This is a genomic window from Pseudoclavibacter sp. Z016 (assembly GCF_002931215.1).
Taxonomy (GTDB): domain Bacteria; phylum Actinomycetota; class Actinomycetes; order Actinomycetales; family Microbacteriaceae; genus Pseudoclavibacter.
Genome location: NZ_PSTU01000013.1, coordinates 81,453 through 95,929, shown reverse-complemented (window position 1 = coordinate 95,929; position 14,477 = coordinate 81,453). Strand labels below are relative to the sequence as shown.

At 64.4% G+C, this 14,477-nt stretch carries 12 protein-coding genes; 6 read left to right on the top strand and 6 right to left on the bottom strand.

The window, feature by feature from the left end; all coding sequences use genetic code 11:
- Positions 1–89 precede the first annotated feature (89 nt).
- Entirely contained in the window at positions 90–1,505 is a 1,416-nt protein-coding gene (locus C5B99_RS12255) for an ABC-three component system protein (protein ID WP_258063248.1), read from the top strand.
- Between the two features lie 418 nt (positions 1,506–1,923).
- Here C5B99_RS12255 and C5B99_RS12250 read toward each other — a convergent pair whose 3' ends face one another.
- A complete protein-coding gene (locus tag C5B99_RS12250) occupies positions 1,924–2,340 on the bottom strand; it encodes a hypothetical protein (RefSeq protein WP_104242483.1) in 417 nt (138 codons plus the stop codon).
- 128 nt (positions 2,341–2,468) lie between these two features.
- Between C5B99_RS12250 and C5B99_RS12245 the strand changes: the two genes are divergently transcribed.
- From C5B99_RS12245 to C5B99_RS12235, 3 genes are all read left to right on the top strand, one after another.
- Complete coding sequence (locus C5B99_RS12245) at positions 2,469–3,008, top strand: LPXTG cell wall anchor domain-containing protein (protein WP_146081999.1); 540 nt, start codon at positions 2,469–2,471, stop codon at positions 3,006–3,008.
- A gap of 77 nt (positions 3,009–3,085) precedes the next feature.
- Positions 3,086–4,861 carry a hypothetical protein gene (locus tag C5B99_RS12240; RefSeq protein WP_146081998.1) on the top strand — a complete coding sequence of 592 codons (1,776 nt, stop codon included), beginning with the start codon at positions 3,086–3,088 and terminating at the stop codon, positions 4,859–4,861.
- 95 nt (positions 4,862–4,956) lie between these two features.
- Positions 4,957–5,610, top strand: a complete 654-nt coding sequence (locus C5B99_RS12235; RefSeq protein ID WP_104242477.1) for a hypothetical protein — start codon at positions 4,957–4,959, stop codon at positions 5,608–5,610.
- A gap of 1,829 nt (positions 5,611–7,439) precedes the next feature.
- On the opposite strand, the gene C5B99_RS12225 is transcribed toward C5B99_RS12235, so the two are convergent.
- Genes C5B99_RS12225 through C5B99_RS12205 form a run of 5 tightly spaced genes read right to left on the bottom strand, consistent with a single transcriptional unit; the run spans position 7,440 to position 12,300 of the window.
- Positions 7,440–8,213: a GntR family transcriptional regulator gene (locus C5B99_RS12225; RefSeq protein ID WP_146081997.1), complete on the bottom strand. Its 774-nt coding sequence runs from the start codon at positions 8,211–8,213 to the stop codon at positions 7,440–7,442.
- Positions 8,210–9,193 (bottom strand): FUSC family protein, encoded by a 984-nt coding sequence (locus C5B99_RS12220; RefSeq protein WP_104242471.1) that lies wholly within the window; start codon positions 9,191–9,193, stop codon positions 8,210–8,212. The genes C5B99_RS12225 and C5B99_RS12220 overlap by 4 nt, the downstream gene beginning before the upstream one ends.
- The gene (locus C5B99_RS12215; RefSeq protein ID WP_104242469.1) at positions 9,190–9,921 is read right to left on the bottom strand and encodes a creatininase family protein; all 732 of its coding nucleotides are present in this window, start codon (positions 9,919–9,921) and stop codon (positions 9,190–9,192) included. The genes C5B99_RS12220 and C5B99_RS12215 overlap by 4 nt, the downstream gene beginning before the upstream one ends.
- On the bottom strand, positions 9,918–10,892 hold the full coding sequence (locus C5B99_RS12210) for an aldo/keto reductase (RefSeq protein WP_104242467.1): 975 nt from the start codon (positions 10,890–10,892) through the stop codon (positions 9,918–9,920). The genes C5B99_RS12215 and C5B99_RS12210 overlap by 4 nt, the downstream gene beginning before the upstream one ends.
- 46 nt (positions 10,893–10,938) lie before the next feature.
- Positions 10,939–12,300, bottom strand: coding sequence for a cytochrome P450 (locus tag C5B99_RS12205; protein WP_181065006.1), 1,362 nt, complete (start codon positions 12,298–12,300; stop codon positions 10,939–10,941).
- A 431-nt stretch (positions 12,301–12,731) separates the two neighbouring features.
- Between C5B99_RS12205 and C5B99_RS12200 the strand changes: the two genes are divergently transcribed.
- Positions 12,732–13,964 (top strand): FAD-dependent oxidoreductase, encoded by a 1,233-nt coding sequence (locus C5B99_RS12200; RefSeq protein WP_181065005.1) that lies wholly within the window; start codon positions 12,732–12,734, stop codon positions 13,962–13,964.
- Positions 13,961–14,407 carry a flavodoxin domain-containing protein gene (locus C5B99_RS12195; protein WP_104242461.1) on the top strand — a complete coding sequence of 149 codons (447 nt, stop codon included), beginning with the start codon at positions 13,961–13,963 and terminating at the stop codon, positions 14,405–14,407. The genes C5B99_RS12200 and C5B99_RS12195 overlap by 4 nt, the downstream gene beginning before the upstream one ends.
- Positions 14,408–14,477: the final 70 nt, after the last annotated feature.

Genomic DNA, 14,477 nt, shown 5'->3' with positions numbered 1-14,477 from the left:
ACTGGCCCGGCGTCCCCAATGGGCTCACAGTCTGGCGGTCCCTAGCTAAGCGCAGCCGAGTCACGTTGGAACCGAACGTTACTGCAGGCATGCCCCTCGTCCAGGCCACAGGACAGGCTACGGTGCCAGAGTGGGTGGCGGCCATCGGGCGAGACCTCTTTGGGTTCCCCGACGAGCACACTGGGATTAGCGCGCGTGCACTCCTCGGGCTATACATTCGTCGGGTTAGTCAGCACGGCATGGACGATGCGGTGCAAACCTTCCCCAGACAGTCCGCTGCAGAAGCGACCGCCAACATTGCCTATCTCCTCGGTCTGGACTGGCGACTTGCCGCGAGCTATCAACAACTCGCCAGCCGTGAGTCCCTGCGCAGAAAGCTGAAGTCCGCTGCAAAGGATCCCGCATTCGGTCTTGTCGTTGGAACTGTCTCAGAGCTGCGCGGCCAGGTCGCCGCGCACACCGTTCGGGTGCGTCGTCTCGAAGAGCAAGTCGCGGCTTTCCGAGTCGTACCTGAGTATGAGCTTCTGCAAGCACGCGCAGATGAGGCGGACGCACGCATTCGACGTACTCGGGCAGAGGACGCTGCCGATCGCCGCAACCTACAAGACCTGCAGGATGCCCTACGGGACGAACACGAACCAGACACGCATTACCTCGTACGCGCATACCGAGAGCTCGGAATAGTGCTACCCGACGCTGTGCTCCGGCGGTACGAAGACGTCCAGTCGTTCCACGAGTCCGTTCTCACGAATAGACGTGTATACCTCGAAGAAGAGATCGCGAGCACCGAGGCCCGCCTCGAAGGGCGCCAGGCGGAACGTCAGCAGCTCGGCGAGGAGCAGGCTGGCCTGCTCCGTGCCCTCCACGAAGGTGGGGCTCTCGATGCGTTTACGGCTCTGCAGGACCAGCTCTCGCGTGCTCGTTCTGATCTACAGACAATCAGTACTCGGTTCGAGACTGCCAAGCAGCTCGAGGCAACTCAAGCTGAGATCAAGTTCGAGCGCAGCAGGCTCCAACAAGAAATCAGCCGAGACCTCATCGAACGCGAGCAGCACATCGCAGAGATCAACATCCTCTTCCAGCGATTTGCGACTGCGCTCTACGGACCCGGGCGAGACGCGTACGTCGAGATAGCTGCCCTCGACACCAGCTTGCGCATCTCTCCACATATCGGCGGAGAGAACAGTCAGGGCATCGGCAAGATGGTCATTTTCTGCTTCGATCTGACTTGCGCCGTCCTAGCCCACCGGAGCGGACGTGGCCCGGACTTCCTTGTCCACGACAGCCACCTCTTTGACGGGGTAGACGAACGCCAAGTTGCCGAAGCGCTCAAACTAGTCGCCAATGTCGCTGAAGAGGAAGGCCTCCAGTACATCGTGACCATGAACAGCGACGATCTGACAAAAGCCGAGCAGTACGACGACGGGCTGTCAGCAGACGTCATCAAGCCCCGCCTCACGGATGCCTTTGACGACGGTGGCCTTTTTGGTTTCCATTTCGAGTAGTGGCTGTCTTAAGAGCAGACTCGCCTCAGCGTGCGTCAGCCGTTGGTACGCAGGTCGGGTCAACGCTCAATGCCGCGTCGACGGTTCCGGATAGCGAGGAACTCACGAGTGTCCCTCATGATCATTCCTAGTGGGCCTTCCTGGTGATGCCGTCGAGTCGAGATTCCGCTGCTGATTCCCGTACAGACGTATTTTTGGGGTCAAGCCTCGAACTCACATCCTTGAATAGCGCCCGGCTCGACTCCACCCCCACCACCTCGGAACCCGAGCCTGCGGTGACTGCCATTCCGGGAACACCACCACCTCGAACAGTTAGGCAACCTCCCCCTGGCGGCGTGGGATCGTTCGGAGCGCAGCGGAGAGCGATCGCGCGGCAACCCCAGCCGAAGGCTGTTTGTCGGGAACCGAGTCCTGCGCGCTAGGAAATGCGCTGGGCACGTTCCAGATCGTGTGTTTCCCAAGCGACCGCACCTTCGCGTTGCTCCCGCGCGAACTCCGCCCGCTCTCGTTCAGGGCGTGCGATCGGCATGCTGCGACGCCACTGACGTCGGATCCTTGCCGTTCCATGCTGTCGACGCACGAGCCAGGCGATCAGCAGCACCCAGTTGAGGGTCATGATTCCCGTCCACCACCACAGGGGCTCGGAGAACGTGAACGTTCCAGGGTGCTGGAGGTACTCGTTTGCCCAGAACCGCGACAGGACGAATGTCGCGATGAGGGACTGCCCGAGCCAGAACGTGCATAGCCACAAGATCGTGATCAAGATCGCGGGCATCCATGCGAACGGGTTGAACAGGACGGCACTGATGCTGAACGGGTGGCGGATCCGAGGCATGTCTGCACGCTACTGGGGACCTCGGACATTCGTGAATGGAAGTTCCTGAATTCGTGCGCGTTTCGTGCGTGATCGGTCGGTGTCCAGGCAATGGGTAGTGAACATGTTCGTTACCTTAAGGGGCACCCTTGCAGTCCAAACGAGAATTGGCCGCCGCTGCGGCTCTTGCGTGCGGAATCGGCGTTGCGCTGATCACCGCCCCCGTGGCCCAAGCCACGGAACTCACCGAACCGCCCTCACCTCCCGCATCCGATTTCCAGGTCGCACAGGTCGACGGTTCCGCGACGCTCGATGTCGAGGACGCCGACGGCGCGGGCGAGGCGCCCGAGGAGCCGTCGACTCCGGAGCCTTCTCCGGAGCCCGAACCGACCACAGGACCTGAGCCCACGGTCGATCCCGAACCGACATCCGACCGTCCCGAACCTGCTCCCGACGTCGTGCCGGATCTCATTGTCCCGGCAGTGAACTCGGCGGATGCGATCAGCGCCACGTCTACGTCCCCCGAATCGTTCGAGAGCGACGCTCCAGCGGTCACTCAGACGGAATCGGTCCCACTCGCAGCGACCGGGAGCGACACCCAGTCGGCATCGCTCGTTGCAACCGGAGCCGCAGCGCTCGTGGCTGGACTCGCCGCGCTCGGTATCGGACGACGGGTACGCCGCTCATGACCCCTCATTCCATCAGCAACGAGCCGAACAGCGCATCCGCACCGGCTGTCACAGCGAAGAGAAAGAACTCACTCACCATGACCACCACCATCAAGCTTGGCTCGCACCGGGCAGGAACTCGCGCCTTGGCACTCGGTGCGCTCGGCGCGGTCGCACTTTCGACCGGGATCGCCGGACTCACTGCCCCGTCGGCGTTCGCTGCGGACGACAACGCGAACACGTGCTCGATCAACTGGGTGGGCACGCAGGACATCACGTTCTCGTTCTCGCCGGAGAATCTCCAGCAGTCCAAGAGCGAGTTTGCCTCGGCGGTTAGGTCGTTCGAGGGCATCGGGATCCCGGTCACCGCGGGCATCACCTCGTTCGGGCGGACAGCTCCACTGCCCTCGGCTCCGGAACTGCTGAACCAGGACATCAACTCGGCAGACGGTAATGCCGCGCTTGTCGACCAGATCGAGTCCTACACCTATGACCAGGAGCTCTCCGGTTCCACGAACTGGCAGGCCGGCCTCCAGGCGACGCTGGCTTCCGCGCAGGCGCAGGGCGCGAAGACCGCGATCTTCGTCACCGATGGTGTTCCGAACACGTACACCGACGGATCCGGAACCCTCGTGGGCGACGGCGGCGCGGACGACGCGACCAAGGACGCGGCAATCGCAGCAGCAGCTGCGGTCGCGCAGCAGTTCAAGGACGCGGGCATCTCGCTCAAGACCGTGTTCGTCTACACCGACGCGACAGGCGGCGGTGGGCTCGGGGACGCGATGTTCCCGGCCGACCCGGCGAAGGTCACGCAGGCCATGCAGGCGCTCGAGCCCGGGTGGAGCATCGACAAGGTCGTGTCGTTGAAGAATCTCGCTGCCAACATCAAGCAGAGCGCCCTTTCGCACTGCACGCCGGGCACCGAGCTGACGAAGACGGCCGACCTCTCGAAGCTTGTGGACAACGACGGCGATGGGGAGATGTCGGTGGGGGACCAGTTCCCCTACAACTTCGTCGTGAAGAACACCGGCAACATCCCGCACACCGAGGGGCTGATCAAGGACGACAAGCTGAATGGCCTGAGGATCCCGCTGACGAACGGCGGCAAGTACGGGCACCTCGCCCCAGGTGGGACCACGTCGCTCGCGTCCGAGCTCTACACGGTCACGCAGGCGGACATCGACCTTGGCTACATCGACAACGTCGCTCTGGTCATCTCGCAGACCCCGAAGGGGCCGGTCGAGGACGAAGATCCCGAGCGCGTGCCCACGCCCGGCAACCCGGATGTCCTCATCGAGAAGAAGTCGGACCTCACGAAGTGGGTCGACAACAACGAGAACGGCATCGTCGATGAGGGTGACCAGTACCCGTACATCCTCGACGTGACGAACACCGGCAACACGACGCACACCACGGGCATCGTCGCGGACGAGCTGCTGAAGCAGTTCAACGTCGAGATCGCAGACAAGGGGCTCTACGAGGGCCTGGCCCCTGGTGGCAAGATCACCCTCACGACGGGCCTCTACACGGTGACTGCTGCGGACCAGGCCAATGGCAAGGTGCACAACGTCGCCACCGTTCACGCGGAGACCCCACGTGGCCCGGTCAAGGACGATGACGACGACACGGTCCCGCTCGAGGAGCTGCCAGCGACCACGCCTCCCGCGACCACGCCCCCTGCTGCGACCACGCCCCCTGCTCCAGGCAAGGTGACGCCTCCCGCGTCGCTCGCGACCACTGGCGTCGACGGCGACCTCGCTCCGTGGCTCGCCGGTGGCACAGTCATCCTCGCTGCTGGCGCAGCTGCAGTGCTGATCGCCCGCAAGAAGGGCAAGGGCCAGGCGGCGGAGGCCGATGCTGCGGAACTGAGCTAGCCCGCTTCCTCACATGACTGACGGCCCACACCCCTGTGACCCCGGGGTGTGGGCCGTCACCCGTTAACCGTCCGCGCATCGCATCGGAGCTGACCATGATCGATCCACGCCCCTCGTTCGAGGGCAACCTGCTCACCCCAGAACTCCCCATCACCCGACGCGCAGCACGGCAGGCTCGACGACGAGTTCGACGCCGGCAGCGCGGAGGGACAGCCCTCACCGCAGCGGGCATCATGCTCGCAGCTACCGGCATCGCGCTCGCCGTTTTCCCGACGCTTGCTCCCGAGGCCGCGGACCGGGCCTACGGGCAAGCGCGCATCGCGGCGAACGAGGTCACCGCGCATGTCGCCGCGAGCGGTTCGCCCACTGGCGAGCAGCTGCCGGAGCTTCGGCTTGGCGTGCTCGGCCCGGAATCGCTCATGGACGTGTGCGATGGCACCTTCCCGCAGCTCGAGCAGTACGCCACCGACCCCGCCCTGCAGCCCATGTACGCCGCCCACAACGGGTGCGGGGGAGACGTCATCCTCCCGCTCGACCTCGGCGACGCCGTGACGGTTGCGGCCGCGGACGGCTCGAGCAGTCAGTATGAGGTCACCGACCTCCGCGACGTCGCCAAGCACGGCAGCACGACCAACGACGCTCACGGCATGACCGGCGCGATCGTCCTCCAAACCTGCCACTGGGGAGAACCCCTGATGCGCCTCACCGCCCTCACGGCGTCGCCAGCCACCGGCCCAGCCGAACGCTGAATCCAGTCCAGACACCTGAACAGACTCCATGCACCGCACACAGCTCCAGCTGCTCACCAGCCTTGCCCTTGCCCTTGCCCTGACGAGTTCCACGCCGAGCGCTGGCTCATTCGGACCAACTCCTCCTACGGCAACGGCGACGCCCCTGCCGGAGGGCCCGCCAGAACTGGCCCCGACGACGTCCTACGAGATCCCAATCCTCGGAGCCGCTCTTGCGCGGCTCGAAACCCGTCGAGGGCAAATCGCATCACGTGATCGCCGCGAACCGCGACTCCCCATGCCTGCAGTCGTTCGGTATCCCTCGCAAGCACGCGTCCGGGTAGCCGCCGGCTTCTTGAAGGGCACGCACTCGATGTGTGCCGTCGCCATCGATTACGACACCAACATGACTAACCTCGGCTGCAGAGATTTCGCAATCCAATGACGGGGACACTGACAGGAGGCGACGGGATCCGTCGTTTTTGCGACAGTCGCCGGGTGTTCACGTGTTGCAGCGTGAGCCCAGGCGTTTCATCTCGTAGGTTCGCTGGATTATGAACCGCTCCAGAAGGCTGGCTACAACGTCGGCGGTTGGTGTATTGATCGTGACCTTGGTCCTGGCTATCGGCTTCTGCGTCAGGCAACAGCTCCCAATCCGCGACAGCACCAGGACCTGCGTTGTGACGGCGAAGAGTTCGGCGCCCTGGGTCGAGGGAGGTGAACAGCTGCGGGTTCAAACCGCGAACTGCGGGGAATTCACCGTCGGAGGCCTGCAGCTGCGAGGTAAGCGCGCCCACTATTTGCATGCCTCGCTCGAGGTGGGAGTGAGCTACCAGTTCGTCTCCCGCGGGGACAGCCTGCCCGCTCTCGGCCTCGCCCCGAACATCGTTGGGGCCACTCGCGCAGATTGATCTCGCTAGAACACCTGCTGGTGCTTAACGTGCGCGGACACCCTGTCGTTCCTTGCCAGAGTGTTCGACCGCAGCGCGCCTTTTTGGGGTCACGGCGGCGCCTTGGGTGCGCGTCAGCATGTCAAATTGGATGTGCGGCGAGCTCATGCGGCGAAACTTGAGTTGAGGAACAGGCGCAGACGCGGCGAGGGAGTCTCACCAGACGGTCTGTCTCCGAAAGTCAGCGACTCACTTGGATCGAGACGAATCCTGCTGAGACGAGTTTTCGAGACAGGCTGGGTCCCGGATTTGTGTGGGGGGGGGAGTGGGTACATCACGGACAGGTTGCCCCAGTGTCTCGAAAACCTAATGCTTATTGATACGGAACTGTCTGCGCGTTCTCGACTGTTTGTGTGGGCCACTGGTTCGGAAGAAGCTCAGGCGATTCCGGACTTCGTGGCAATCGAGTCGACTGCCGTCTGGCGCGTCTGCGCAGATAGTCGACATCGATGTTCACGAGCTCGCCGTCGCGCGCGTGCACCGCGCCATCGATCAGCACATCGCTCACGTTGTCGGGATGGGCTGAGTGTGTGAGCAGCGACGCGGGACTCGCGGATGGCGCGTGTCGATGTCGTCGGCACGCACGGTGATGAGTTCGGCTCCCATTACGATCTCGAGGGGTGCCGACTCGGACGTCGACGCCGAGGATGCTGGCACCGTTCTGCGTGGCTAGTCGAGGGTTGTCGCGTCGGCGATCAGGCTCTACTGCGCGTATTCAACGCACCAACCTTCGTGGTCCGTGATACCGCGACTGAGCTGCAGAACCCATCCGTCGTCGTCGAGTCATACTCAGCCTCAGGCACTCGCCGCAATGTGACCCGGTCGAGCGCCTGGATATCGGCGTGCGCGTGTTGGGCTTATGCAACGTCCCGCGACATCACCAGATCGGTATAACAGAACTCAGTCCAGCTCCAGAAATTCGGTCATATCTATCTGATCTACAGTGAGCTCCCGGTTGTAGATGAGGCGTACCCGACTGCCCAGCCAGGACGTTCTTGAGAATTCAACGGGTTCGCCCGTGGCCGCCAGGCTGCTTCGGGTGATGACGACGATCAGTGGGATATCGATGAACGACCGCAGGAGTTCGGCTTGATGTTTGTTGGTCGATCCGATCTCCACGAAACCGCGGGCATGCACGATGGGCTCGGCCGGATGCGGTGGGTGCAGCTCGCGGCCGGAGAACTCGGAGTACCAGGATTCTGTGATGCCGATTGGAGTCGAATCGACGGTTTGGATGTGTCGACCAAAGGTGATCGCGCGTTGTGACACAGTGCGGGGAAAACGGCGAGCGATGTCATCGGGAAGGGCATCGATCGGGTGCGTCTCCACGAGCCGTGTAGCCGCTTCATGGCCTGTGGACACGATCTGCTCTCGCCATGGATGGGAGAGGTCGAGATCGCAGCGCACGTCTCGACGATCGGTTACGTAAGTTCCGGAACCCCGCTTGCTAACCACGTACCCGTCGTCGGCCAGCGCTTTAGTGGCTCGCCGGATCGTGATCCGGCTCACCCCGTAGGCCTCGATGAGGTCGACTTCCGTGGGGATCTTGTGGCCGGCAGTGAACTCGCCGGTGTCGATCCGTCTGCGCAGATCTCGGTGCACCTGCCCCCATGCGGTGAGGGCGGACTCTGGCTCGATGAAGGACACTGACACATCTCTATCTTGCTGGGTCATGCTGGGCGCCTCGGCGCCCAAAGCGGGAACGCGGCGACGCAGATTCCGACAGTGGCCCCGAGGGCTGTCTGCAGCGCTCGATCTGCGATGAGCTCCAGAGAGCTGACGGGGCTCGCGAGCTGCGTCATGAGGAGGATGAGCGGCGTGAAGAAGAACAGGGCGACGCCGTAGTTGCGGATCATGAAGAGCTCTGTCGGGAACTGGAGGACGATGATCAGGAGGACGAGGACAGCTGGCGCTGGCGATCCGAAGGGCAGCAGGATCGCACCGGTCAGAACCAGCCCACCGAGGGTGCCGATGATGCGGTGGGTTCCTCTCCTGACCCGGTTGCCCGTGCCGGAAACGGCGAGTGGCACGGCGGCAGCTGCCATCGCCCAGATCGGGTGCTCGAGCCCGAGTGCCGTGCTCAGGGCGCCTGCGATCGTGACCGCCGCGAGGTAGGCGACTGCCCGGCGCATGGAGAGGTCAGCGGTGAGAGCGGCGTGTCCCTCCGCGACCCGACCGAACGCGCCGATCCCGATGCCGATGAGCGCGGCTCCGAGAGCAACCGCGAGAGCGAGCCACGGGGCCACGGTGCTCGCGACTGACGCAGACGCTCCCAGTGCGAACATCCCAAAGAAGGGACCGGCCGGGGTGAGCCCGCATCTGTCGGCATAGAGCGACCCCGCGAATGCGAACGCGCCCTGCACCGCCACGAGCCCCCACGGGCTCACGCCGAGGTGAGCGGCCGTGACGCCGACAGTGACGCCGCCCACGAGCAGGAGCGCCGCCAGCAGCTGATGTTGGACGCGGCGTGGCTCGTTGCGCCCGTACATTCCGGTGAACGCACCGAAGACCGCATATATCGTGAGCTCCGGCCATCCCATCAGGAGCAAGAGGCCCGTGGGAACGGCGACCCCGACGGCGAGGCGGACTGCCGACGCGCGATCGTTCGCCGCTGGACCGAATTCGGCGAGTGATCGAACGTGCGCGAGGGTCACGGACGTTCGAGCGCGACTTCTGAGCTGAGCCACCCGACAAGGGACTCGAGGAGCTCGTGGCCGCGCGTGAGGTCGGCCGCTCTCGGGTCAGGCCCGAAGATCCCCCAGAGCGGATGGTTCGGGTCGTGTCGCTCGACTCCCATAGAGTCGCCGCCCGGATCCGGGAAGTCGAGGGGGTCTGGCAGGCGATCGAGGTGCACGAGACCCGGTTCGAGTCCGGAGAGGAGCGTCGCCTCGAAGACCCCGGCGTGGTCGGGGGTGATGGGTGCCGTGCTGCGGTTCACGCTCGTGGCCAGGACACGGAGGCCGTTGGGCGCGGCGTTCCAGTCCGCGGCGATGCCGTCGATCATGGCGAGCTGTTCGTCGGCGAAGTGACCGGTGAAGATCACGGCGAGGTGCACGCCGAAGTGCTGCAGTCGCCCGAGCGTCTGCTCGAGGTGGGAGCGGATGCCGTCCGGGGTCCGCATCATCATCGTCCACGGATAGTCTGAGTGGCCGCCTCCGAGCCCTTGGTAGAGCGGGGGAAGCACAACGCCCCCCGTTCTCCCGGCCGCACCGAGGCATACGCCGTGTGCGTTGAGCGCGTCAAGCCCGATCGGCAGATGCGGTCCGTGGAACTCGAGGCTGCCCAGCGGGAGATAGGCGATGGGTGACGCGTCGATGGCTGCGTCGAGCTCGGACGGCGTGAGCAGCTCTGCGTTGACGACGCGCGCGTTCTGGGCGGTCATTTGTAGTAGTTCCTTGGCCAGTTGTGCGCGGCGAGCTCCGCGCGGAGCTCCTCGGGGAACGGCTGCCCATCCGAGTAGGAGACGTTGCGCGCGACGTTCCTCCGGCTGCTCATGCCGGCGATGACGGTCGAGACCTCCGGAGAGGAGAGGACGTACCGCACGGCTGCTTCCGCCAGGGTCGGGTAGTAGGGCGCGCAGATGCGCTTGAGCGCCTCGACGCGCTGGAGCGTTTCCGTGAAGCGCTCGCCCCGGAACATCTCCTTCTGCTGCGATCCCTCTTCCCAGGCGTCGTACGTCTCGGGGGTCCACATCCCGCTGAGCGCACCGGAATCGAAGGCGACGCGGTCGATGATCGCTGTGCTGGTCTGTGCGCTCGCCGGGAATAGCGCTTCGGTGGGGCGCTGCTCGAACATGTTGAAGATCACCTGGATCGAGTCGACGAGGCCGAGGGCTGCGAGGTCGACGCCCTCATCCGGTCGGTAGTCGCGGATGGAGACGCCGATCTTGTCGATCTTCCCCTCGAGTCGGAGTGCGTTGAGCGTCTCGAGCCAGTCGAGGTTGTTCACGCCGTCCTTGAACCAGCCGTGGAGCTGCAGGAGGTCGAGGCGCTCCACTCCGAGGCGCTCGAGCGCGAGCTCGACGCCGTGCCGCAGGTGCCATTCCGGGTAGCGGCCGCTCATGAGCGGCTCGTCCTCGTCGGCGCTTGGCCACACGGTCGGCTGGATCTTCGTTGCGACGTAGATCTTGTCGCCGTCCCAACGGCGCAGCGATTCACCCACGACCTTCTCGCTGTGTCCGGCTCCGTAGAGTTCGGCCGTGTCGACGAAGTTGATGCCTTGGCTGTACGCCTCCAGGAGCGTGCCGATCGAGTCCTCGTCGTCGACGGTGCCCCACTGGCCTCCGAGCTGCCAGGCCCCGTAGGAGATCTCGCTGATGTTCCAGCCGGTGCGGCCGAATGGTCGGTACTGCATGTCGTTGCATCCTTATCGTTCGAGTGGTGCGCGGTCGCGCACGGGATCACTTGCTGCCGTGTAGCTTCGCGAGCGTGAAGTGCTGGTGGGGTACTGGAGCCCCGGGGTCGGCGAACTCGACGGGGAGCTTTGAGAAGCCGCGCACCATCTGCTTGACCCAGCGCTCTGGGCTGCCGACGATGCGCAGCTCAGGGCCCTTGAGGAGCTCTTCGACGGTGATCTTCGCCGCGAGTCGCGCGAACGGTGCACCCATGCAGGCGTGGATGCCCTCGCCGAACGACATGCTGCGGTTCTTCGGCGTGAACTCTCGGTCGATGTCGAAGGTGTCCGGGTCTGCGTAGACGCGCTCATCTCGGTTGGCTGATCCTTGCAGGAACATGACTCTGCGGTCGGCGGGGATGGTGACCCCGCCGATCTCGACCTCGGCAGTCGTCTGGCGGGTGAGGTTCTGTCCTGGAGTCTCGTACCGCAGGGTCTCCTCCACGAAGTCTTTGATGCGGTCCGGGTTGTCGCGCAGGAACCCCCAGAGCTTCGGGAACTTGTCGAGGACGTAGACGATGTTGGTCAAAAGCGCGGCAGGTGCGTCGCTGGCCGCCGAGAGCACGAGGTGCGCAAGCCCGTCCTGCTCGCTCTCGAACACCTTGCCCTTCTGGGACGCGAGCAGGATCTGCGTGTACGCATCCGAGGTGGAGGTGTCGGCCCCGGCCTCGATCTCGGCCCGGCGCGCGGCGAAGCGCATCGCCAGGAGCTCTTCCGTCTCCTGGTTTGCGGCAGCCGCGTCCTCTGGGATGCCGAACTTTCCGACGGTGCGCGCCATCGCACGCCACAGGTGCTCGACGATGACGCCGTTGTCCTCCGCAGGGGAGCCGATGAGGGAGATGCCCATGCCGATCGACATCGGAAGGGCGAAGTCGCTCGCGAAGTCGCCGGAGTCCTTCGCGTACATATCAGCGAGGAGCTGTTGCGCGAACGCTCGTGTGCCGTCCTCGCGAGCCAGGATCTCCTTGGCGGCGAAGGTGCGTCGGACTGCCTGGCGGAGGTTGGTGTGGCGCGGGGCGTCCTGCGCGACGAGGATGCCTTCGCCGTAGGAGTCGTGCGTGCCGTCGACGTCGTTTCCGAGCCCGTTGACCAGCTGCTCGTGGTTGGCGAGGCCGGCGCGGACGTCGGCGTACCTGGACACGACGTAGAGCTCGCGTTCCTGGCTGTAGAACACGGGCGCAGCATCCCGCAAGCGCTTGTAGGTGTCGTACGGGTAGTCGTACACCGCGTAGGAAAGGGGATCGTAGGAGACGGTCAGGTCAGCCGGCGCCGAGGTCGCAGTCGGTTCTGCGGCTGCGGTCTGCTGTGTGCCTGCCGCTGCCCCGGCTGGCGGCGCGGTGGTCGCCGCATCGCGGTGGGCGGCAAGCATCGCCGAATATGCTTCCTCGCCCAACTGCGCTTTGAGTTGTTCATGAGGAAAAGGGCAACCTGCCCCGGGTGTTGAATCTGAATTTGTGGCCGAAGTGCCGAGAGACATCATTGTTTCCTTCCGGGAGAGCTGAGGAAATCGGTATGCGGACTCGCCAGCTGATTGGATCGTATGTCACAAGTACACGAAACGGCAATCCAAGAAGTGGCGAGCAAATAGTCTTGCAATCAGGACTTTTCCTTGCTGCGAGTGTCTATTCATTCTGCTTTGATGACAACTTGCGGACCATTGGTCATGGATGTATGACCTATTTTCGAAGTTTGTCAAGACAATTCCCTGTGATGTGTCCACCGAAAGGATTTTGCGTGCTAGCGTCACCGTCGCATGGTCGAAAAAGACCACAATTCTTACCCCTGCAAAGGAGCAGCGAAATGGCAGAGCGGAATGCAGACACGGCGGCTCCGACCGTCGCGATCGTCGGAAGCGGGCCATCCGGTTGCTACATCGCCCAGTTCCTCCGGAAGCGCTGGCGAGACGCGGAGATCACGATCTTCGACCGCCTCCCCGTGCCGCACGGACTCATCCGCTACGGCGTTGCCCCCGACCACCACGGCACCAAGGCGGTCGCCCGCCAGTTCGACCGCCTTTTCGAACGAGACAACGTCCGATTCGTCGGCGAGGTCGAGGTCGGCGAACGTTCACCGCTCACCCTGGAGCGCCTGCGGGCGGCCTTTGACATCGTCGTACTGGCAACCGGCCTCTACGCCGACCGTCCTCTCGGCGTGCCCGGCGCTCAGCTCCCGCAGGTGTACGGCTCGGGGCGGATCACGCGGCTCATCAATGGGCACCCGGACGAAACTGTCGAAGATGTGACCTTCGGCACGCGCGCCGTCATCGTGGGGCACGGGAACGTGTCGATCGACCTCGTGCGCATCTTCCTGACCCAGCCGGAGACGCTTGAGCAGCTGGGTGTCGACCCTGCTCTCGTTGCAGCACTGAGCCAACTGGACCACCTCGATGTCGTCGGGCGCTCCCTTCCCCATTCCGCCAAGTTCGACACCGCGATGGCTCGAGAGCTCAGCAAGGTCGGCGACGTCCGGTTCCGAGCGGACGGCATCGGCGAAGACAGCGGTGCCAACGATCCGGCGGCGCAGGCCAAGCAGGACGCCATCATCGAGCTCGTCGAGAACTCCCCGGCGGAAGCCCGCCGAACCGTGCACTTCCACTTCGGCTGGACACCAGCACAGGTCTCCGGCACAGAACGGGTCGAGGGGATTCGGTTCACAGCGACAGACATCAGCGGGGCTGAGCTTCGGCTGGACGCCGACTCGATCTGCACCGCAATCGGATTCAGCGAGGCCGCGAACGCGCCCCTCAGGAGAAGCGAGCACGAATCGCCCGCCGCGAACCTGGACACCGGGTATCTCGACCAAGGCCTGTACTGCGTCGGCTGGCTCCGCCGAGGGCCGCGCGGCACCATCCCCGAGAACCGCGCCGACGCGCGCATGGTGGCCGATATCATCGCGGGCGCCGTCGGCACCGGCGACCTCACGATCGGCAAGCCCGGATTCGCCGACATCGAAGACCTCATCAGCGGAGCAGTGCCCAGCGTGCCCGTCTCCGACCCCGCCACCCTCCACACCCTCGTAAAGGAGCTCTCATGAGCCGCACCGTCGTCCTGTTCGGCACCGAATCCGGTAACGCCGAGATGGTCGCAGAAGATCTCGAGCTCGAGATCGAAGGGGAAACGGCCGTCGAGGACATGACGGACTTCGACCTGGACGACCTCACCCCAGACGACTTCTACATCATCGTCTGCTCCACACACGGTGACGGCGAGCTCCCGACGGGCGCCAGGCCGTTCGCCGCGTCCCTCGCGGAACGCCGACCGGATCTCACTGGATACGTCTACGCGGTGTTCGGGCTCGGTGACTCGAGCTACGAGACCTACAGCCACGGCAGCGAGCTCATAGACGAACAGCTCACGGCGCTTGGTGCTCAGCGCGTCGGCGTGTACGGACGCCACGACGCGAGCGACGGCTCACTCCCGAACGACACGGCCACCGAATGGGTCAAAGCCCTCCTCGCCAGCCGCGTTCCCGCTTAGACCTTCACCTCTACCCGCGGGCCACCGCGCCCAGCGTCCGTCACTCACGGCACGCATGTACTGACAAAGG

What these genes read in the sequence shown, in the direction of transcription:
- C5B99_RS12255 (WP_258063248.1), top strand. Translation starts at nt 90, where the DNA reads ATGCCCCTCGTCCAGGCCACAGGACAGGCTACGGTGCCAGAGTGGGTG.
- C5B99_RS12250 (WP_104242483.1), bottom strand. Translation starts at nt 2,340, where the DNA reads ATGCCTCGGATCCGCCACCCGTTCAGCATCAGTGCCGTCCTGTTCAAC.
- C5B99_RS12240 (WP_146081998.1), top strand. Translation starts at nt 3,086, where the DNA reads ATGACCACCACCATCAAGCTTGGCTCGCACCGGGCAGGAACTCGCGCC.
- C5B99_RS12235 (WP_104242477.1), top strand. Translation starts at nt 4,957, where the DNA reads ATGATCGATCCACGCCCCTCGTTCGAGGGCAACCTGCTCACCCCAGAA.
- C5B99_RS12225 (WP_146081997.1), bottom strand. Translation starts at nt 8,213, where the DNA reads ATGACCCAGCAAGATAGAGATGTGTCAGTGTCCTTCATCGAGCCAGAG.
- C5B99_RS12215 (WP_104242469.1), bottom strand. Translation starts at nt 9,921, where the DNA reads ATGACCGCCCAGAACGCGCGCGTCGTCAACGCAGAGCTGCTCACGCCG.
- C5B99_RS12210 (WP_104242467.1), bottom strand. Translation starts at nt 10,892, where the DNA reads ATGCAGTACCGACCATTCGGCCGCACCGGCTGGAACATCAGCGAGATC.
- C5B99_RS12205 (WP_181065006.1), bottom strand. Translation starts at nt 12,300, where the DNA reads ATGCTTGCCGCCCACCGCGATGCGGCGACCACCGCGCCGCCAGCCGGG.
- C5B99_RS12200 (WP_181065005.1), top strand. Translation starts at nt 12,732, where the DNA reads ATGGCAGAGCGGAATGCAGACACGGCGGCTCCGACCGTCGCGATCGTC.
- C5B99_RS12195 (WP_104242461.1), top strand. Translation starts at nt 13,961, where the DNA reads ATGAGCCGCACCGTCGTCCTGTTCGGCACCGAATCCGGTAACGCCGAG.